Consider the following 22566-nt stretch of genomic DNA (forward strand, 5'->3'; position numbering starts at 1 on the left):
TTCCGCGTCGCGGCGAGGGGCCGGTGGACTACTTCAGTCCCAGCTCCTCGTCGATCAGTGCGAACATCTCGTCGTCACTCGCCTCGGCGAGCCCGACCTCGTGCTGGTCCGCCCCTGGCTCGGTGCGGCCGTCCTGAAGAGTCCACAGCAGTTGGGCCAAGCCATTTACCAGTTTTGTCCGCGATTCCTCGGTCAGCTCGCCCCCGGCGACCGCGGCCTCCAGGCGGGCCAGCTCGGACAGCGCCGCGCCTTCGCCCGCGCTGTCCACCAGCTGGCCGCGCAGGTAGCGGGCCAGTTCCAGGATGTTGGCGTAGTCGAAGATCAGCGCGGCCGGCAGTCGCAGGCCGGTGCGGGCGCCGAGCACGTTGCGCAGCTCGACCCCGTTGAGCGAGGTCATGCCAAGATCGACGAACCCGCGCAGCCGGTCCAGCTCCGCGCCGGAGCCGTAGCCGAGCAGGTGCGCGCACTCGGTGGCGACCAGGTCGGCCAGCAGGGTCTCCTGCTCCTTCTCGCTGAGCCCGCGCAACCGCGCGGTCAGCTCCGCGCCGTGCGCGGCCCCGCCGCCAGTGGCCGGTGCTGCCCCGGCCGCGGTGCCGCGGACCAGGCCGCGCAGCAGCGGCGGCACCGCGTCCCGGTCCACCGCGCGCAGGTCGATCGGCGCGGCCACCACCAGCGGCGCGGCCACATGCGTGACCGCGTTGAGCATGGCGGTGCGCTGTTCCGGGGCGATCGGGACCACGCCGGAGCGACGCAGCCGGGACCACTCCGCGGCCTCCAGCCGTCCGCCCATGCCGCCTTCGCCGCCCCACAGGCCCCAGGCCACCGACACACCGGGCAGGCCGAGTGCGCGCCTGCGGTGGGCGAGCGCGTCCAGGAAGGCGTTGGCGGCGGAGTAGGGGCCCTGGCCGGGGCCGCCGGTGAGCCCGGCGACCGAGGAGTAGCAGACGAAGGCGGTCAGCGGGTGCTCGCGGGTGAGCTCGTCCAGCACCACCGCGGAGTCGGCCTTGACCCGCATTACCTGGTCGACCTGCTCGGCGGTGAGGTTGGGCAGCAGGTTGTCGCCGACCACACCGGCCACGTGCACCACGCCGGTGAGCGGGCCGTCCAGTCCGGTGAGCAGTTCGGCCACCGCGGTCCGGTCGGCGGTGTCGCAGGCGACCAGCCGGATCCGCGCGCCCAGCTCGGTCAGCTGCGCCACCAGTTCTCGCGCCCCTGGTGCGGCCGGGCCGCGCAGGCTGGCCAGCAGCAGGTCGCGGGCACCGTGTTCGACCAGGTGCCGGGCAAGTTCGCCGCCGAGCTTGCCGGTGGCGCCGGTGATCAGCACGGTGCCCTCGGTCGGCCACTGCCAGGCCGGTTCGGCCGCGGCCACCCTGGCCAGTCGCGGCACCGAGACCGCGCCCTCGCGGACTACCAGCTGGGCCTCGCCGCTGCCCAGTGCGGTCAGCAGCGCGGCCGCCGAGGACTCGGCACTGTCCACATCGGACAGCACGAACCTGCCGGGGTGCTCGGACTGGGCGGTGCGCACCAGGCCCCATACCCCGGCCTCGGCGATGCCGCCGAGGTCGTCGCCGTCGAAGCCGATGGCGTGCGAGGTGACCACGGCCAGCTTGGTCTCGGCGAACCGTTCGTCGGCCAGGAACTCCTTGATCACGTTTAGCGTCCGGTGCACCGCCTGCCGCGCGGCCGCGGCCAGCTCGCCGGTGCCGCCGGTGACCGGCAGCAGCACGAACTCCGGCGCGTGCCCGCCCCGGCCTTCCAGCAGCGTGTCCAGGGATCCGGACGGCTCAGCAGGGGCACCACCGCGGACGAACGCGTCGGCCAGCGGACCGTCGCCGAGCACCACCGCGCTGTTCGCACCGCCGGTGGTGGTCAGCTCGCGCCAGGTCAGCTCGAACAGCACGTCCTGGCCGAGGCCCGAGCCGGCAGCCTGAAGCTGGGCGGGGTCGATGGTGCGCATCATCAGCGAGCCGATGGCGGCCACTGGTGCGCCGGAGGTGTCGGTGAGCGTGATGGCCAGGGTGTCCGGGCCGGTGACCTTCAGGTGCACCCGGGCCGCGCTGGCTCCCGCGGCATGCAGCTGGACGTCGTTCCAGGCGAAGGGCAGCCGCTGCTCCCCCGGTTCGCCGCCGCCGACCAGGCCGCTGGCCCGCAGGGCCGCGTCCAGCAGCGCGGGGTGCAGGCCAAACCGGCCGGCGTTCTTGGCGTGCTGCTCGGCCAGTTGGACCTCGGCGAACACCTCGTCCACGCCGATCCAGGCCGCGTCCAGGCCGAGCTCGCCCGCGTTGTCCGCCCGCGTCCCGGCGGGTGGCCAGGTCTGGGCGGGGATGGCGACCGGCAGGTCGGCGCTGAGTGTGCCGGTGGCGTTCTCGGTCCACTGTGGGCTGTCCACGGGCCGGGAGTAGATCCGGATGTCGCGGTCGCCATTGTCATCCGCCGCGCCGAGGAGCACCTGCAGGTAGATCGGGGCGTCCTCGGGCAGCGTCACCGGTCGCACCACGGCCAGTTCGCGCAGGGTCGGGCAGTTCACCTCGTCCCCGGCCCGGATGGCCAGCTCGACCAGGGCCGCGCCCGGCAGCAGCACCGACCCGCCGACCACGTGGTCGGCCAGCCAGTCATGGGTGGCGCGGGCGACCCTGCCGGTGAACAGCACCCCGCCGGTGTCCGGCAGGTGCGCCACCGCGCCGAGCAGCGGATGGTCGGCGCTGACCAGGCCGGTGGCGCCGAGGTCGCCGGACCTGCCGGAGAGCTCCAGCCAGTAGTGCTGATGCTGGAAAGCATAGGTGGGCAACGAGATCCGCCGCGCGCCCGACCCGGCGAACAGCGCGGCCCAGTCCACCGGCACGCCGTGCACGTGCAGGTGGGCCAGGCTGAGCAGCAGCCGGTCCGCGCCACCGTCGTCCCGGCGCAGCGTGCCGGTGACCACCACGTCGTCCCGCTCGTCAAGGGCTTCCAGGATCGGCGTGGTCAGCACCGGATGGCTGCTCACCTCGACGAAGTTCGAGTAACCGGCCTCGGCCAGTGCCAGCACCGCCTGCTCGAACTGCACGGTCTGGCGCAGGTTCCGGAACCAGTACCCGGCATCCGCGACACCAGGCCCGACCCACTGACTGTCCACAGTGGACCACCACGGCACCGAGATGTCCCGCACCGTGATCCCGGCCAGCAGCTCGGCCAGCTTGCCTTCGATGGCGTCCACGTGCGCGCTGTGCGAGGCGTAGTCCACCGGGATCACCCGGGTCCGCAGCCCCCGCTCGGCGCACTGTTCTTCCAGCTGCCGCAACGCGTCCACATCACCGGCCACCACGGTCGCCGCAGGCCCGTTCACCGCGGCCACCGACAACCCCGCCCACGGCGTCAGGTCGATGTCCCCGGCCGGAGTCGCGATCGACATCATCCCGCCGCGCCCGGCCAGCTCCGCCGCGATCGCCTGACTGCGGAACACCACCACCTTGGCCGCGTCCTCCAGCGACAGCGCGCCACTGACACAGGCCGCCGCGATCTCACCCTGCGAGTGCCCGATCACCGCATCCGGCTTGACCCCGGCCGACTCCCACACCGCGGCCAGCGACACCATCACCGCGAAGGAGACCGGCTGCACCACGTCCACCCGGTCCAGCTCACCGCCGCCGGAGATCACGTCCAGCAGCGACCACCCGGTCAACGGATCCAGCGCCGCGGCCACCTCGGTCAGCCGCGCGGCGAACACCGGCGAGGTCTTCACCAGCTCCGCGCCCATGCCAACCCACTGCGCGCCCTGACCGGGGAAGACGAACACGGTCTGGCCATCGGGCACGGTCCGCCCGCTCACCACCGCGACCGAGGTCTCATCCGCCGCCAGCGCCGCCAGCCCGGCCACGGCCTCGCCCCTGGTAGCGGCGACCACCACCGCGCGGTGATCCAGCATGGCGCGGGTGGTGGCCAACGACCAGCCCACGTCCACCAGGCCATCCGGGACGCGCTCGGCCAACCGGGCGGCCTGGCCACGCAGTGCCGCCGCGTTCGCACCGGAAATCAGCCAGGGCACCACACCACTCGCCGCGACCAGCCCAGCGCCCCGCCCAGGCTCCGCGCCGCCCCCAGTCCCAGCGCGGCCCCCAGGCTCCGCGTCGCCCACTGCCTCCGCGCCCCGCCCGGCGCTCGCGCCCCCGGCCCCGGCCCCCGCGCCCGCACTGTCCGTCCCCTGCTCCCCGGCTTCCGGCGCTTCCTCCAGGATCAGGTGCGCGTTCGTCCCGCTCACCCCGAACGAGGACACCGCCGCCCGCCGCGGCCGATCCGCCGCAGGCCAGTCCCGCGCCTCCGACAGCAGCCGCACCTCACCCGAGCTCCAGTCCACTTTGGACGTCGGCTCGTCCACGTGCAGCGTCTTGGGCAACATCCCGTGCCGCAACGCCTGCACCATCTTGATCACACCACCGACCCCGGCCGCGGCCTGGGTGTGCCCGATGTTGGACTTCAGCGACCCCAGCCACAGCGGCGTCTCCCGGTTCTGCCCGTAGGTGGCCAGCACCGCCTGCGCCTCAATGGGATCGCCCAGCACGGTCCCGGTGCCGTGCGCCTCCACCACGTCGATGTCCGAGGTGGTCAGCCCCGCGTTGGCCAGCGCGGTGCGGATCACCCGCTGCTGCGCAGGCCCGCTCGGCGCGGTCAGCCCGTTGGACGCGCCGTCCTGGTTGACCGCGCTGCCCCGGATCACCGCGAGCACGTGGTGGTTGTTGCGCCGGGCCACCGACAGCTTCTCCAGCAGCACCAGGCCGACGCCCTCGCTCCACGAGGTGCCGTCCGCGGCGTCGGCGAAGGACTTGCACCGCCCGTCCTTGGCCATCCCGCGCTGCAACGAGAAGACCACGAACGCGCCCGGCGTGGCCATCACCATCGCGCCACCGGCCAGCGCCATCGAACAGTCACCATTGCGCAGCGCCTGGATCGCCCAGTGCATGGCCACCAGCGAGGAAGAGCAGCCCGTGTCCACCGTGACCGCAGGCCCGGCCAGACCCAGTGAATAGGAGATCCGGCCCGAAGCCACGCTGTTCGCGCTGCCGGTGGCCAGGTAGCCCTGGTACTCGTCCAGCACGCTGTCCGCGTTCATCGAGTAGCCGTTGGTGGCCACCCCGGTGAACACGCCGACCTCGCTGTCCCGCAACGAGGTCGGGTCGATCCCGGCGTCCTCGAAGGTCTCCCACGCGGTCTCCAGCAACTGCCGCTGCTGCGGATCGGTGGCCATCGCCTCCTTGGGCGACATGCCGAAGTGCGGCGCGTCGAAGTCCCCGGCCCGGTCCAGGAACCCGCCCTCGCTGCAGTAGCTCTTGCCCACCGCGTCCGGGTCCGGGTCGAACAGGTCGGACAGGTCCCAGCCACGGTCGGCCGGGAACGGCGTGATCGCGTCCCTGCCCTCGGCGACCAGCCGCCACAGGTCCTCCGGCGAGGCCACGCCACCGGGGTAGCGGCAGGCCATGCCGACGATCGCGATCGGCTCGTCGACCGCCGACTCCGCCTCGCGCAGCCGCTGCCGGGTGGTGTGCAGCTCGGCGGTGACCTTCTTGAGGTAGGAGAGGACCTTGTCGTCGCTGGTCATCGGTGATCTCCAGGATTGGTTGGGCGGGCGTGAGCGGGGCGGGGGCGGTCAGTCGCCGCCCAGCTCCGAGTCGATGAAGGCGAGGACGTCCTCGGCCGAGGCGGATTCCAGGGTGTCGGCCACGGAGGCCGGAGCCGTGCCCGTCAGGTTCTCGGTGAGCCTGGCGGTGAGGCGGTGCAGCCGGGCGGTGATCTTGGCCTGTTCGACGGCTTCGGCCGGCAGTTGCAGCAGGCTGGCTTCCAGCTTTTCCAGCTGGGCCTGCACGTACTCCAGCGAGTTGCTGTCGGTGTGGCCGAGCTCGGTACGGATCCGCTTGGCCAGCGCGCTGGCCCTGGGGTGGTCGAACACCGCGGTGGCCGGCAGCCGGATCCCGGTGCGCTTGTTGAGCCGGTTGCGCAGTTCCACCGCGGTCAGCGAGTCGAACCCGATGTCCTTGAACGCGCGGTCCTCGATGGTGGAGCCGTCCCGGTAGCCGAGCACCGCGGCGGCCTCGGTCTGCACCAGCTCGGTGAGCAGCTTGTCCTGCTCCTCCGCAGTGAGCCCGGCCAGCTTCCCGGCGAACTCCGACTCCCCCGGCGCGGCCGAGGTTTCCAGCGCGAGCAGCTCGACCACCTCGGGCAAGCCGTTGAGCAGCGGGCGCACCCTGGCCAGGGTGTAGCCGGGGGCGAACCGGGACCAGTCGATGTCGGCCAGGATCCGGTGCGGCGCTACGGTTCCGGCCGCCTGGGCCATCGCCCTGGTGGCCCGCTCCGGGTCCAGGGTGAGCAGGCCCATCCGGCGCAGCTGTTCGGCGGCCTCGGCATCGACCATGCCGGAGTCGCCACCCCAGGCGCCCCAGGCGATCGCGGTCGCCGCCTCGCCCCTGGCCCGGCGGGCATGTGCCAGGCCATCGAGGTAGGCGTTGGCCGCGGCGTAGGCCAGCTGACCGCTGCCGCCCCAGGTCGCCGCGCCGGAGGAGAACAGCACAAACGCGTCCAGCTCGTGTCCGCGCAACAGCTCGTCCAGGTGCCGGGCACCGTCGATCTTGGCCTGGCCGATCTCCACCAGCTCCTCGGCCGGCATCTCCGAGATCGGGGTCTCCGTCCTGGCCACGCCCGCGGCGTGCACCACCGCGGTCAGGTCCGGGAGGTCGGCGAGCACCGCGGCGAGCTGGTCGCGGTCGGCGACATCGCAGGCCCGCACGCTCACCCTGGCACCGATCTCGTTGATCTCAGCGGTCAGTCCGTCCACACCGGCGGCGTCCGGACCCTTGCGGGACAACAGCACCAGGTGTTCGGCACCGTTGGTCGCCGCCCAGCGGGTGATGTGCGCGCCGAGCGCGCCGGTGCCGCCGGTGACCAGGACCGTGCCGCGCGGCTGCCAAGCCGTTGCCCCGGACAGGCTTTCCCGGCGCAGTCGCCTGCCGAAGGCCGCGGACTCCCGGATCGCCACCTGGTCCTCGCCGTCGCTCCCGGCGAGCACCGCGACCAGCCTGCCGAGCGCGGCCTCGTCCAGCCGCTCCGGCAGGTCGACGATGCCACCCCAGAGCGCGGGCCGGTCCAGGCCGAGCACGATGCCCATGCCCCACAGCTCCGGCTGGTGCGCGCTGGTCACCTCGGCCGGGTCGGTCACCGCGACCGCGCCGCTGGTCAAGCACCACAGCGGCGCGGCGAGCCCAAGCCGTTCCACGGTCTGCACCAGGGCGAGGGTGTCGGCGGGCCGCTCGTCCCAGGCCAGCAGGGACAGCACACCAGCGTAGTCCTCGTTCGCCTCGATCGCGTCCAGGGTGGTCACGACCGCCTTGGCGCCGTGCGTGTTCAGGCCCTCGACCACCGCGCTCACCGGCGCGTCGCCGTTGGCTGGCGCGAGGACCAGCCAGGTGCCAGTCAGTTCGGCCGGGCCGGTGGGCAGCGGTTCCCAGCCGATCCGGTAGGACCACTCATCGGCCGCGGTGGCATCCTGGTGGCGGCGTCGCCACGAGGTCAGGCCGGGCAGCACCGGTGCGAGCACGGCCTCGTCCACGCCGAGCGAGTCGGCCAGCGCGCTCGCGTCACCCTGTTCCACCGCGGTCCAGAACGCGCTGTCCGCGACCCCGGCCACCGCCTGCTCCGGTTCGGCCCAGTAGTTCTCGTGCTGGAAGGCGTAGGTGGGCAGCGGGATCCGCCGCGCGCCCGCGCCGAGGAACAGCCGGGCCCAGTCCACCGCGACGCCGTGCACGTGCAGCTGGGCCAGGCTGAGCAGCAGCCGGTCCGCGCCGCCGTCGTCCCGGCGCAGCGTGCCGGTGACCACGGTGTCGTTGAGCGCCAAGGCGTCCAGGGTGTCCTGGATGGCGGCGGTGAGCACCGGGTGGCTGCTCACCTCGACGAAGGCCGCGTAGCCGCTCTCGGTCAGCGCCCGCACCGCCTGCTCGAACCGCACGGTCTGCCGCAGGTTGCGGAACCAGTAGTCCCCGGCCACCTCGGCCGGATCCAGCCACTGACTGTCCACAGTAGACCACCAGGGCACCTGGCCCTGGCCGATGACCACCCCGGCGAGCACCTCGCGCAGCTCCGCCTCCAGGGAGTCGACGTGCGCGCTGTGCGAGGCGTAGTCCACCGGGATCATCCGCGCCCGGTAGCCGCGTTCCTCGCTCCAGGTGGCGAGTTCCTCCAGCGCCACCACCTCACCCGCGTACACCGTCGCGGACGGACCGTTGATCGCGGCCACCGACACCTGGTCGGCCCAGCGGCTGAGGTCGATCTCCGCGGCCGGCGCGGCCACCGACAGCATGCCGCCAAGTCCGGCCAGGCCCTGCGCGATCGCCTTGCTGCGCAACACCACCACCCTCGCCGCATCCTCCAGCGACAGCGCGCCGCTGACACAGGCCGCCGCGATCTCACCCTGCGAGTGTCCGATCACGGCGTGCGGTCGCACCCCGGCCGACTCCCACACCGCAGCCAGGGAAACCATCACCGCGAAGGAGACCGGCTGCACCACGTCCACCCGGTCCAGCTCACCACCACCGGAGATCACGTCCAGCAGCGACCACCCGGTCAACGGATCCAGCGCCGCGGCCACCTCGGCCAGCCGCGCGGCGAACACCGGGGACGCCTTCAACAGTTCGGCACCCATGCCCACCCACTGCGCGCCCTGACCGGGGAAGACGAACACCGTCCGCCCGTCCACCACGGCCTGCCCGGTCACCGCGAACGCCGACGGCTCCTCGGCGGCCAGCGCGTCGAGCGCGGCCACCGCGTCCTGGCGGCTGGGCGCGACCACCACGGCCCGGTGGTCCAGCGAGGCCCTGGTGGTGGCCAGCGACCAGCCCACATCAGCCGGTTCGGTGTCCTCGGCGACCCGCGCGGCCAGCCGGGCGGCCTGCCCGCGCAGCGCGGCCGGGACCGCCGCGGAGAGCACCCACGGCACCACGCCACCGGAGGCGACCAGCCCGGAACCGTTGGCGGACACCGGTTCGGGCACCTCGGGCGCCTGCTCCAGGATCACGTGCGCGTTGGTGCCGCTGACTCCGAAGGAGGACACCGCCGCGCGCCGCGGCCGGTCCAGCTCAGGCCAGTCCCGCGCCTCGGCGAGCACTTCCACCGCGCCCTGGGACCAGTCCACCTTGCTGGAGGGCTCACTCACGTTGAGCGACTTGGGCAGCACGCCGTGCCGCATCGCCTGCACCATCTTGATCACACCACCGACCCCGGCCGCGGCCTGGGTGTGCCCGATGTTGGACTTCAGCGAGCCCAGCCACAGCGGGGTTTCCCGGTTCTGCCCGTAGGTCGCCAGCAGTGCCTGCGCCTCGATCGGGTCGCCGAGGGTGGTGCCGGTGCCGTGCGCCTCCACCACGTCGACGTCCAAAGTGGACAGTCCGGCATTGGCCAGCGCGGCGCGGATCACCCGCTGCTGGGCCGGTCCGCTCGGCGCGCTCAGGCCGTTGGACGCGCCGTCGGAGTTGATCGCGCTGCCGCGCACCACCGCCAGGATCCGGTGCCCGTGCCGCTTGGCGTCGGAGAGCCGCTCCAGCACCAGCACGCCAACACCCTCGCCCCAGCCAACGCCGTCGGCGTCATCGGAGAAGGACCGGCAGCGCCCGTCCGGGGACAGCGCCCGCTGCCGGGAGAACTCCACGAACCCGGCCGGGGTGGACATGATCGTCACGCCACCCGCCAGTGCCAACTGGCATTCGCCCGCCCGCAGGGCCTGGGCCGCCAGGTGCATGGCCACCAGCGAGGAGGAGCAGGCGGTGTCCACGGTGACGGTCGGCCCCTCCAGCCCGAGCGTGTAGGCCACCCGCCCGGAGGCGACGCTGGCCAGGCCACCGGTGGCCTGGTGCCCTTCATATTCCTGGCCGAGCAGGTTCGGGTAGTCGTTGCAGCTCAACCCGGTGAACACGCCGGTCGCACTGCCGCGCAACACCCGGGCGTCGATCCCGGCGTCCTCCAAGGCTTCCCAGGAGGTCTCCAGCAACAGCCGCTGCTGCGGGTCGGTGGCCACGGCCTCGCGCGGGGACATGCCGAAGAACCCGGGGTCGAACAGCCCGGCCTCGTGCAGGAAGCCGCCACGCTTGGTGTAGCTGCGGCCCTTGCGGTCCGGGTCCGGGTCGTAGAGGTTGCCCAGGTCCCAGCCCCGGTTGGCCGGGAACTCGGTGGTCGCGTCGATCCCGTTGAACACCAGGTCCCACAACGCGTCCGGCCCGTCCACGCCACCGGCGAACCGGCAGCCGATGCCGACGATCGCGATCGGCTCGTCCACCGCGATCGGCCCCTGGCCCTGCGCCGGGGAGTCGGTGCCGCCGTTGAGCTCGCGCAGCAGGAAATCGGTCAGGTCGGCGACCGTCGGGTAGTCGAAGGCCAGCGTCGCGGGCAGCGCCAGCCCGGTGGCCGCGGACAGCCCCCTGGACAGCCGCAATGCGAGCAGCGAGTCAAATCCCAGCTCCTGGAACGGCCGCTCGGCGGGCACCTTGCCGTGGTGGCCGAGCACGGCGGCAACCCGCTCGCTCACCAGCTCGCGCAGCGAACGCGCCTGGTCCTCAGTGGCCCGTTCCAGCACCACGGGCTCGGGCGGTGCGACCAGTTGCGGCGGCTGCGCCTGCTGCCCGTCCGGCCAGAACCGCCGCCGCTGGAAGGCATAGGTCGGAATGTCCACAAAGGATCCGGCGGGCAACAGCCGCGGCCAGTCCACCTCAACCCCGGCCACGTGCAGCTCGGCCAGCCCGCGCAGCAGCGACCGGTGCTCATCCGGCTGTTCCGCGTGCAGCAGCGAGGTCACCGCCGCGTCCACCGGCAGCGCCTCCGCCGCCGGAACGCCAAGCGAGGCACCCGGTCCCAGCTCCAGCACCGCCCGCACGCCGGACTCGGCCAGCGCCGCCATCGCGTCGCCGAAGCGCACCGGCTCGCGCACCTGCCGCACCCAGTAGTCCGCCGAGTCCAGCTCCGCGCCGAACGCGCCGGTCCGGGTGGACACCACCGGAATCCGGGCCTCGCCAAAGGAGCTAACGTCGATCGCCGCGGCGAACTCGGCCAGCATCGGATCCATCAACGCCGAGTGGAACGCGTGGCTCACCGGCAGCTGCTTGGTCCGGAACCCCTGCGCGGCAAGGACCGCGGCCACCCCGGCCACCGCCTCCGCCGTGCCGGAGAGCACCAGCGCCTCTGGCGCGTTGACCGCGGCGATGGACACCTCGGCCCGGTCCCGCACCAGCGGTTCGACCACCGACTCCGGTGCCCCGACCGCGACCATCGCGCCACCGCTGGGCAGCGCCTGCATCAGCCGCGCCCGCGCGGAGACCACCGCGCAGGCGTCGGCCAGCGACAGCACTCCGGCCACGTGCGCGGCGGCCAGCTCACCGATCGAGTGCCCGGCCACAAAATCAGGCGTGACACCCCAGGACTCCACCAGCCGGAACAGCGCCACTTCCAGCGCGAACAGCGCGGGCTGCGCGGCCCCGGTCTCGTTGAGCGCGGAGGCGTCCTCGCCCCACATGACCTCGCGCACCTGCTCGCCCAGTTCGGCGATCACCGCGTCGAAGGCCTCGGCGAAGACCGGGAAGCGCTGGTACAGCTGGCGTCCCATGCCGAGCCGCTGCGATCCCTGGCCAGAGAAGACGAACGCGGTCTTCCCCTTCGCGGCAACACCGCTGGTGACCACGGCGCCGTCGAGCAGGACGGCCCGGTGCGCGAAGGTGGTGCGGCGGGTGGCCAGCGAGTGGGCGAGGTCGGCGACGGGAGTGTGTTGCAGAGCTGCGGAGATCCGGTCGAGCTGGGCCGCCAGGGCACCCGCGGACTTGCCCGAAACGAGCAGTGGCACCGGCGTTTCCGCAGCGACTTCAGCAGTTTCGGTCGCGATCACCGGCGGCTGCTCCAGGATCACGTGCGCGTTCGTCCCGCTCACCCCGAACGCCGACACCGCGGCTCGCCGGGGACGCCCGGCCTCCGGCCAGGCCACCGGCTCGGTCAGCAACCGCACCGCACCCGCGGCCCAGTCCACCCGCGAGGACGGCTCACTCACGTGCAAGGTCCTCGGCACCACCCCGTGCCACATCGACTGCACCATCTTGATGATCCCGGCCACCCCGGCCGCGGCCTGGGTGTGCCCGATGTTCGACTTCAGCGAACCCAGCAGCACCGGCCGTTCCCGGTCCCGCCCATAGGTCGCCAGCAGCGCCTGCGCCTCGATCGGGTCGCCGAGCCGGGTGCCCGTGCCGTGCGCCTCCACCACATCAACGTCCGAAGTGGACAGTCCAGCGCTGGCAAGGGCTTCCTGGATCACCCGCTGCTGGGCCGGTCCGTTCGGTGCGGTGAGGCCGGTGGACGCGCCATCGGAGTTGACCGCGGACCCCTTGACCAACGCGAGGATCCGGTGGCCGTTGCGCTGTGCGTCGGAGAGCCGTGCCAGCACCAGCACGCCGACGCCCTCGGACCAGCTGGTGCCGTCCGCGTCATCGGAGAACGCCTTGCACCGCCCGTCCGGGGCGAGCGCGCGCTGCCGGGAGAACTCCACGTGCGCGGCCGGCGTCGACATCACCGTCACCCCGCCGGCCAGCGCGAGCGAGCACTCCCCGTTGCGCAGGGCCTGCATCGCCAGGTGCAGGGCGACCAGCGAGGAGGAGCAGGCGGTGTCCAGGCTGAGCACCGGGCCTTCCAGCCCGAACAGGTAGGCGACCCGGCCGGAGGCGACACTCGCGATGCTGCCGGTGGAGCGGTGTCCCTCGTACTCCGCGCCGAGCAGGTGGCCGTAGTCGGTGGCGCTCACGCCGGTGAACACGCCGGTCTTGCTGCCGCGCAACCGCTGCGGCGGGATGCCGGCGTGTTCCAGTGCGGCCCAGGTGGTTTCCAGCAGCAGGCGCTGCTGCGGGTCGGTGGCGGCGGCCTCGTGCGGGGACATGCCGAAGAAGTCCGCGTCGAAGGTGGCCGCCTCGTCCAGGAAGTAGCCGGAGCGCACGTAGACGGTGCCCGGGTTGTCCGGGTCCGGGTGGTAGAGCGAGTCCACCGGCCAGCCGCGGTCCGCCGGGAACGGGCTGCGCGCGTCACCGCCTACCTCGACCAGGTCCCACAGTGCCTGCGGGCTGTCGATGCCGCCGGGGAAGCGGCAGCCCATGCCGACGATCACGATCGGATCGGACTCATCGGCCGTGGCCGTTACCGGCGCGGCGGATTCGGTTGTGCCGCCGGAGAGTTCGCGGTGCAGGTAGTCGGCGAGCGCGGTGACGCTGGAGTAGTCGAAGGCCACCGTGGCGGGCAGGTTGAGCCCGGTCGCGGCGGAGAGGGCTCGGCTCAGTTCCACCGCGGTCAGCGAGGTGAAGCCCAGGTCGCCGAACAGGGTGTCCTCGGCGATGCCCTCGGTGTAGCGGAGCACCGCGGCGACCCGCTCCCCCACCAGTTCCCGCAGCTGCGCCGGCTCCACCCGGGCGGTGGCCGGAGCCGTGGTGACGACCGGGGGCGCGGCGGCCGGGGCCAGCTCGCGCAGGGCCGGGGGCAGATCGGCCGCGTGGCCGAGCGCCGAAACGTCCAGCGCCGCACCGGCCACGTACGGGCTCTGCCCGGCGACCGCCCGGTCGAACAGGGCCAGGCCCTGGGACTCGGACAGCCCGGACAGCCCGTGGTAGGCCAGCGACCGCCAGTCCTCGGCGGACAGCTCGGTGGCCATGCCCACCGTCCACGGCCCCCACGCGATGGACAGACCGGGCAGCCCGGCGGCCCGGCGGGCGCGGGCCAGCTCATCCAGCGCCGCGTTGGCCGCGGCGTAGCTGGCCTGCCCGCGCGCGCCCACGATCCCGGCCAGCGAGGAGAAGACCACGAACCCGGCCAGGTCCAGTTCGCGGGTGGCCTCGTGCAGGTGCCAGGCCACATCGACCTTGGCCCGCAACACCGCGGCCAGCCGCTCCCTGGTCAGCGACTCCAGCAGCCCGTCGTCGACGAAGCCTGCGGCGTGCACCACCGCGCCCAGCTCCGGGATGCCGCCCACCAGCGCGGCGACTGCCGACCGGTCGGTCAGGTCGCAGGCCACGATCCGCACCTCGGCGTCCAGTCCGGCGGCCCACTCGATGATGCCCTCGACCGCCGGGCCGCGGCGGCTGGCCAGGACCAGTCGCCGGAAGCCTTGGCGGGACAGGTGTTCGGCCAGTGCCCGGCCGATACCGCCGGTGCCGCCGGCGAGCAGCACGGTGCGCTCGCGGTCCCAGCCAGCGGTGGCCGGACGCGGGGCGAGCGGTGTCAGGCGGGGCGCGAGGACCCGGGAGTCGCGGACCAGCAGGCTCGGTTCCGCGCTGGTCAGGTACGGCGTGGCGAGTTCGGCCTCGGCGGCGGAGTTAGCGGCCAGGTGCAGGAAGCGGCCGGGATGTTCGGCGGCGGCGGAGCGCACCACACCGGCCACCGCGGCGGCGGCCAGGCCCTCGACGGGAGTGTGCACGACCAGGCGGGCACCGGACTCGTCGGCCAGCCAGCCCTGCACCAGTTCCAGCGCGCGGGCGGCCTCGGCGAACACGGCGGCAGGCTCGTCATCCGCCCGCCCAGCCTCCACGATCTCCACGGCGGACCGGGCCACGCCTGCCCCAGCGGCTTGCATCCCGCCCGCCCCAGCGACCTCCACAGCCGACCGGGCCGCCCCTGCTGCCGCGGAGACGGGCCGCCACTCCACACCAAACAACTTCTCCGCGCCGCCCGGCGCCACCGACGGCCAGTACCGCTTGTGCTGGAACGCATACGTCGGCAGCTCCACCACCGATCCCCCTGGCAGCAACCGGGTCCAGTCCACCGCGACCCCGGCCACGTACAGCCCGGCCACCCCGGTCAGCACCGACTCCGCCTCATCCGGCCGATCGGCACGCAGCAGCGCGGTCACCACCGCCCGCTCGGGCAGCGACTCCGCGGCGGCCGCGCACAGCAGCCCGTCCGGCCCGACCTCCAGCACGGCCCGGACCCGCGCCGCCGCCAGCGCACCGATCGCGTCGGCGAAGCGCACCGGCTGCCGCACCTGCCGCACCCAGTAGTCCGCCGAGCGCAGGTCCGCGCCCTCGGCGAGCGCACCGGTCACCGTTGACACCACGGGAATGCGCGGCTCACGGAAGCTGATTCCGGCCAGCGACTCGGCGAACTCGGCCAGCATCGGATCCATCAGCGGCGAGTGGAAGGCGTGGCTGACCGCGAGCAGCTTGGTGCGGCGGCCACGTCCGGCCAGGACCTCCTTGACCTCGGCCACCGCCTCGGCCGACCCGGCCACCACGATGTTGCGCGCGGCGTTCACCGCCGCGCTCGAGACTGCCGGCCGGTCGGTCAGCAGCTCGGTGACCTCGGCTTCTTCGGCGTCCACGGCCAGCATCGCGCCACCGCTGGGCAGCGCCTGCATCAGCCGGGCCCTGGTGGTGACCAGCGTGCACGCGTCGGCCAGCGACAGGATGCCGCTGACGTGCGCGGCGGCGATCTCACCGATGGAGTGCCCGACCAGGTAGTCGGGTCGCACGCCCCAGGACTCGAGGAGCCGGAACAGCGCCACCTCCACCGCGAAGATCGCGGGCTGGGCCCAGCCGGTCTGGTTCAGCCGGTCGGCGTCCTGGCCCCACATCACCGCGCGGATCGGCTCGGCCAGTCCGGTGTCCAGCTGGGTGGCCACCGCGTCCAGCACCTCGGCGAAGACCGGGAACCGCTGGTACAGCTCGCGTCCCATGCCCAGGCGCTGTGCGCCCTGGCCGGAGAAGACGAACGCGGTCCCGCCCTCGGTGGCGGTTCCCTTGACGATCTCGGCACCGTCCAACAGCACCGCGCGGTGCTCGAAGGCGGTTCGGGTGGTGGCCAACGAGTATGCGATGTCCACAGTGGACAGATCCGAGTCCAGCAGCGGGTGGATGCGGGCGATCTGCTCGTCCAGCGCGGTCGCGCTGCGGCCGGAGACCGGCATCGGCACCAGATCCGCCGAGGGGGTTTCGGCGCGTTCCTCGGCCGGGGCCTGCTCCAGGATGACGTGCGCGTTGGTGCCGCTGATGCCGAAGGAGGACACCGCGGCCCGGCGCGGCCGGTCCACCGCGGGCCACTCGACCTCTTCGGTGAGCAGCCGGACCTCGCCGCTGGACCAGTCCACCTGCTCCGAGGGCGTGGTCAGGTGCAGGGTGCGCGGCACCACGCCGTGTCGCATGGCCTGCACCATCTTGATCACACCGCCGACGCCGGCCGCGGCCTGGCTGTGGCCGATGTTCGACTTCAGCGAGCCGAGCAGCAGCGGGTGTTCCCGGTCCTGCCCGTAGGTGGCGAGCAGGGCGCGGGCCTCGATCGGGTCGCCGAGGGAGGTGCCGGTGCCGTGCGCCTCCACCACATCGACGTCCGAAGTGGACAGTCCGGCGGAGTTCAGCGCGGCCCTGATCACCTTGCGCTGCGCGGTGCCATTCGGCGCGGTCAGGCCGTTGGAGGCGCCATCGGAGTTGATCGCCGAGCCCTTGAGCACGGCCAGCACCCGGTGCCCGTTGCGCCGCGCGTCGGAAAGCCGTTCCAGCACCACGACGCCGACACCCTCGGACCAGCCGGTGCCATCGGCCTCGTTGGCGAAGGCCTTGCAGCGGCCGTCGGCGGACATCACCCGCTGCCGGGAGAACTCCACGAACGCGGTGGGCGTGGACATCACGGTCGCGCCACCGGCGATGGCCAGCGAGCACTCCCCGGTGCGCAGCGACTGGGCGGCCAGGTGCAGCGACACCAGCGAGGAGGAGCAGGCGGTGTCCACCGAGACCACCGGGCCCTCCAGGCCCAGGGTGTAGGCGACCCGGCCGGAGGCGACGCTGTGCGTGCTGCCGATGCTCTGCTCGCCCTCGAACTCGGCGTCCAGCAGCGGCCCGTAGTCGGTGTAGATCACGCCGACGAACACGCCGGAGTCGCTGCCGCGCAACGACCTCGGCTCGATCCCCGCGCGTTCCAGCGCTTCCCAGGTGGTCTCCAGCAGCAGCCGCTGCTGGGCGTCGGTGGCCATCGCCTCGCGCGGGGACATGCCGAAGAACCCGGCGTCGAACTCGGCCGCGTCGTGCAGGAATCCGCCCGCACGCACGTAGGTGGTGCCGCGCCGGTCCGGGTCCGGGTCGTAGAGGCCCGCGGTGTCCCAGCCACGGTCGGCCGGGAACTCGGTGATCGCGTCAACGCCGTCGGACACCAGCTGCCACAGGCCATCCGGGTCGACCACGCCGCCCGGGTAGCGGCAGCCCATGCCGACGATCACGATTGGATCCGAGTCGTCGGCCTGGCGGGCTCGTTCCTGGACCGGCTCGTCGGAACCGGTCAGCTCGGCCAGCAGGTGGTCGGCGAGCGCGATCACGTTGGGGTGCTCAAAAACCAGGGTGGTGGGCAGCGGCAGCTTGGTGGCCGCGGACAGCGCCCGGCTCAGCTCCACCGCGGTCATCGAGTCGAAGCCCAGCTCCCGGAAGGCCCGGTCCACCGGCACCTCACCGGTGTAGCGCAGCACCGCCGCGACCCGCGCCCGCACCAGCTCGCGCAGCGCGGCCACCTGCTCCGCCCTGGACCTACTGGCCAGCACCCCGGACACCGCGGCCACCGCCGCCGTGCCCCGGCGCAGCACCGCAGGACCCGATCCGGCCAGCTCGCGCAGCACCGGCGCGATCACCGGCTGGCGGCGCACCGCGGCGAGATCGATGGGCAGCACCAGCGCGGAGGCCAGCTCCGAGGCGGCCAGCCGGTCGAAGGCGGCCAGCCCGTCGGCCACCGGCAGCTGCCGGAACCCGGCGGCGACCATCCGCTGCCGGTCCGCCTCGCTCATCCCAGCGGAGAGCCCGGCTGCCCAAGCGCCCCAGGAGATCGCCAGTCCCGGTTGACCGTTGGCGCGCCGGGTCTGGACCAGCTCGTTCATGGCCGCGTCGGCCGCGGCATAGGCGGCCTGGCCCGCGTTGCCGAGGACACTGGCAGCCGAGGAGTAGACCACAAAACCGGCCAGGTCCCGGGTGGCCTCGTGCAGGTGCCAGGCGGCGTCGATCTTCGGCCGCAGGACGGCGGAGAGCCGTTCGGGCGTCAGGGATTCGACCACGGCGTCATCGAGGACGGCCGCGGTGTGCACGACCGCGGTCAGGTTGCCGATGCCGTCGACCAGCGCCCGCACCGAGTCCACTGTGGACAGGTCACAGGCGACGACGGTGGCTTCGGCACCCAGCTCGCGGAGTTCGACGAGGAGTTCGGGGGCACCGGGCGCGTCGAGGCCCTGGCGGCTGGCCAGGACGAGGTGACGGAAGCCATTGGCGGCCAGGTGCCGGGCGAGTTCGCTGCCCAGTCCGCCGGTGCCACCGGTGATGAGCACGGTGCCGTCCCGGTCCCAGCCGAGTTCAGCAGCTTCCGGCTCGACCCTGCGGAGCCGGGGTGCCAGCACCTGGCCATCCGCGATCCGCAGCCAGGTCTCGTCACCCACGAACGGCGCGGCCAGCGCCGGGTCAACCCCGGACGGCACAGCCAGATGCGTGCAGCGGCCCGGGTGTTCCGCGGCCACCGACCGCAGGAATCCGCCAACGGCAGCCGCCGCGGGACCCGAATCCGGTGTCACCACAACAAGCCGGGCGGTGTTCTCCCCGGCCAGCCACTCGCGCACCAGCTCCAGCGCTCGCGCGGTGGCCTCGTGCACCGCGGCCAGGTCGTCCCCGGCGCCAATCTTGACGAAGACCGCTTCCGGTGCCTCCGGTGAGTCGGTCAGCGGGATCCAGTCCAGCGCGAACAGGCCATCGGCCGGCAGTTCGACCTCGCGCAGGGTCACCGAGCGGGCGGTGAGCACCGGCGCGCCGGACGGATCGGTGGCGCGCAGCTCCCACTCGTCCTGGGCGAGCGGGGTGAGCTGCACGCGCAGGGTGGTGGCGCCGGTGGCGTGCAGGGTGACGTCCTGCCACTCCACCGGCAGGGTGCCCTCGGCCACGGTCAGGATGGCGGACTGGAGCAGCGTGGGGTGGATGCCGAACGCGCCGGGGTCGGTCACCGACACCTCGGCGACCTGGCCACCCTCGCGATTTTCTGGCAGCTCCAGGGCATTCTTGGCCAGTTGGCCGGAAGCGTGCCGGGTCCAGTCGGCCAGCGAGTCAGCGGCGCGGGCGTGCACCGAGATTGCGCGGCGCTCGTCGGATCCGGCCGGGCCGACCACGATCTGAAGCTGCGCCCCGCCCTCGGACAACACCAGCGGGGTCAGCTGGGTCAGGTTGGCGACCCTGGCGTAACCGACCTCGTCGGCGGCGCGCACCACCAGTTCCAGCAGCGCGCTGCCCGGCACCACGGGGTGATCGGCCAGCCAGGGATGGGTGTCGGTGGCCAAGCGTCCGGTCAGCACCACGCCGGAGCCGTCGCCCAGCGGCACGGCCGCGCCGAGCACCGGGTGCCTGGTCGGAGTCAGCCCAAAAGCGGCGGCGTCACCGGCGATTCGCGGTGCGGGCCAGTACTTCTGCCGCTGGAAGGCATAGGTGGGCAGGTCGACCACCCGCGCGCCGGACCCGGCGAACCAGGCCGACCAGTCCACCTGACCACCGCGAACCCACCACGCGCCAACGGACTCCAGGAACCGCCGCGCGCCACCTTCGTTGCGACGCAAGGTCCCGGTGACCACGCCCTCCACACCGAGCCCGTCCAGCGTCGCCTGGATCTCGGCCGCCAATACCGGATGCGGACTGACCTCGATGATCCGATTGTGACCGGATTGGATCAGCGCCTGCATCGCCGGGAAGAAGTGCACCCGCTGCCGCAGGTTCCGGAACCAGTAGCCGCCGTCGAGCTCGGCGGTGTCCAGCCAGTCCCCGGTCACCGTGGAGTAGAACGGAATCTCTCCGGTCCGCGGCCGCACTGAGGCCAGCAGTTGCCCCAGTTCGGTTTCCAGCTCGGCCACGAACTCCGAGTGCGAGGCGTAGTCCACCGCGATCCGCTTGACCCGCACCCCATCGGCCTCGCAGCCGCGCACGAACTCCGCCAGCGCCTGCTCCTCGCCGGACACCACCACAGCGGCCGGCCCGTTCACCGCCGCGATCCCCACCCCGTCGCCAAGCCGCGCCTGCACCTCCGCCGCGGGCAACGCGACCGAAGCCATACCACCCCGGCCTGCCAGCACCCGCGCGATCAACTGCGACCGCCGAGCAACCACCAACGCCCCATCCGCCAGCGTCAACCCGCCAGCCACCACAGCCGCGGCCACCTCACCCTGTGAGTGGCCGACCACTCCCTCCGCCACCACCCCCATCGACTGCCACAACGCCGCCAACGAGACATTGACCGCCCAGTTCACCGGCTGCACGACATCAACGCGAGCCAGCAACTCCTCATCCGCCAAAGCCTGAGTGATCGACCACTCAGTATGCGGCGCAAGGGCTTCGGCACACTCAGCAAAGCGAGCAGCGAACACCGGCGAGTCGACCAGCAACTCACGAGCCATGCCAACCCACTGCGAACCCTGCCCCGGGAAGACGAAGAGCGAGCGGCCACCAGCGAGCACCGTGCCGGACACAACTCCCCCGGCCTCGGCGAATCCAGCGTCGGCGAACTCGCGCAACAGGCCGGGCAGGTCCTCGCCGATTACGACGGAGCGCACGGGCAGGTTCGCCCGGGAGGTGACCAGCGAGTGGCCGATATCCAGAGCGGAGTCGGAGGCGAGGGCGCCGGCCAGCCGCGCGGACTGGCCGCGCAGAGCGGCTTCCGACTTGGCGGAAAACACCAGCGGAACGGCCAGTGGCGTCACACCCAGCCCAGCGGGCCGCTCGCCGGGGAGCCGCTCAGCACCGTCGGCCGGGAGCCGCTCGGCCCCCTGCGCACCGTCGGCCGGAAGCTGCCGAACACCAGGCGCTGCCTGGGCCAGAGGCCGTCCAGCAGACCGCGTCCTCTCGACCGGAGGCCGCTCAGCACCCGATGCCCCCTCGACGGCGAGCTGTTCCGAGCCCTGCGCTCCGTCGATCGCGAACTGTTCCGAACCCTGCCCTCCGTCAACCGCGAGCAGCTCAGGGCTCCGCCGACCGCCGACCGCGGGCAGCTGAGCGCCCCGTGCTCCCTCAGCCGGGACCCGCTCAGCGCCCTGCGCCCCCTTGACCGCCGCCGCCTCAGCGCCGCGTGCCCAATCGGCCACCCGCCGCTCAGCACCCCGCGCCCCCTCACCCCGAGTCCCCTCAACGCTCCCTGCCCCCTCGACCGTGCCCCGCTCCGAACCCGCCTCTTCCCCCGGCGCCTGCTCGATCACAATGTGCGCGTTCGTCCCACTGACCCCGAACGAGGACACCGCCGCCCGCCGAGGCCGATCCACCTCCGGCCACGGCACCGTCTCCGTGACCAGCTCCACCGCCCCCGCCGACCAGTCCACGTGCGACGAAGGCTCGGTCACGTGCAAGGTCTTCGGCACGATCCCATGCCGCACCGCCTGCACCATCTTGATCACACCCGCGACCCCCGCCGCGGCCTGCGTGTGCCCCAGGTTCGACTTGATCGACCCCAGCAACAGCGGTCGCTCACGCCCTTGCCCATAGGTCGCCAGCAGCGCCTGCGCCTCGATCGGGTCGCCAAGCGTGGTGCCGGTGCCGTGCGCCTCAACCAGGTCAACGTCCGAAGTGGACAGTCGGGCCTCGCGCAGCGCGTCCTGGATGACCCGCTGCTGGGACGGGCCGTTCGGCGCGGTCAGTCCGTTCGACGCGCCGTCCTGGTTGGTCGCGCTGCCGGTGATGACCGCCAGGATCCGGCGGCCGTTGCGGCGGGCGTCGGAAAGGCGTTCCAGCACAACGACTCCGACGCCCTCGCTCCACGCCGTGCCGTCGGCGGAGTCGGAGAAGGCCTTGCAGCGGCCGTCGGGAGCCAGGCCGCCCTGGCGGGTGAACTCGATGAACGCGGTCGGCTGGGTCATGATCGACGCGCCGCCGGCCAGGGCCAGGGTGCACTCGCCGGTGCGCAGGGCGTTGATGGCCAGGTGGATGGTGACCAGCGACGAGGAACAGCCCGTGTCCACGGTGACCGCGGGACCTTCCAGGCCCAGCGCGTAGGACACCCGGCCGGAGGCGACGCTGGGCGCGCTGTTCAGGCTCAGGTAGCCGCGGGAGTCCTCCGGGTCGAGCAGGTCGCCGTAGTCGCCGTAGACCAGGCCGGTGTAGACGCCGGTGCGGCTGCCCTTGAGCTTCTCCGGGTCGATCCTGGCGTGTTCCAGGGCCTCCCAGGAGGTTTCCAGCAACAGGCGGTGCTGGGCGTCGGTGGTCAGCGACTCCCTCGGGGACATGCCGAAGAACTCGGAGTCGAACAGCGCGGCGTCGTCCAGGAAGCCGCCGACCCTCGGGTAGTCCACCCCGCCGGTCGGCCAGTTCCGGTCGGCGGGCACCGCGGACATGACATCGCGTTCGGACCGGACCAGCTCCCACAGGTCTTCCGGTCCGCGCACGCCGCCGGGGAACCGGCAGCCGATGCCCACGATCGCGATCGGCTCCCGGCCCTGCGCTTCGAGCTCCTCGATGCGCTGGCGCGCCCGGCGCAGGTCGACCGTGACCTTGCGGAGGTAGTCGACAACCTTGTCCTGCTGTTCTGGCATCCGGTGTACCTGCCCGTCGGCTACAGAGCTCG

Annotated in this window: 2 protein-coding genes; both read right to left on the bottom strand. The window is 72.8% G+C overall.

Annotation, left to right across the window (positions count from 1 at the left end):
• Nucleotides 1–28: 28 nt before the first annotated feature.
• Nucleotides 29–5572, bottom strand: a complete 5544-nt coding sequence (locus ACWDY5_RS09185; RefSeq protein ID WP_449721753.1) for an SDR family NAD(P)-dependent oxidoreductase — start codon at nucleotides 5570–5572, stop codon at nucleotides 29–31.
• A 48-nt stretch (nucleotides 5573–5620) separates the two neighbouring features.
• On the bottom strand, nucleotides 5621–22534 hold the full coding sequence (locus tag ACWDY5_RS09190) for a type I polyketide synthase (RefSeq protein WP_449721754.1): 16914 nt from the start codon (nucleotides 22532–22534) through the stop codon (nucleotides 5621–5623).
• Nucleotides 22535–22566: the final 32 nt, after the last annotated feature.

The organism is Crossiella sp. NPDC003009, assembly GCF_053591555.1.

Bases quoted from the DNA above. Each gene is read 5' to 3' on its own strand.
- ACWDY5_RS09190 (WP_449721754.1), bottom strand. From the start codon at position 22,534: ATGCCAGAACAGCAGGACAAGGTTGTCGACTACCTCCGCAAGGTCACG.
- ACWDY5_RS09185 (WP_449721753.1), bottom strand. From the start codon at position 5,572: ATGACCAGCGACGACAAGGTCCTCTCCTACCTCAAGAAGGTCACCGCC.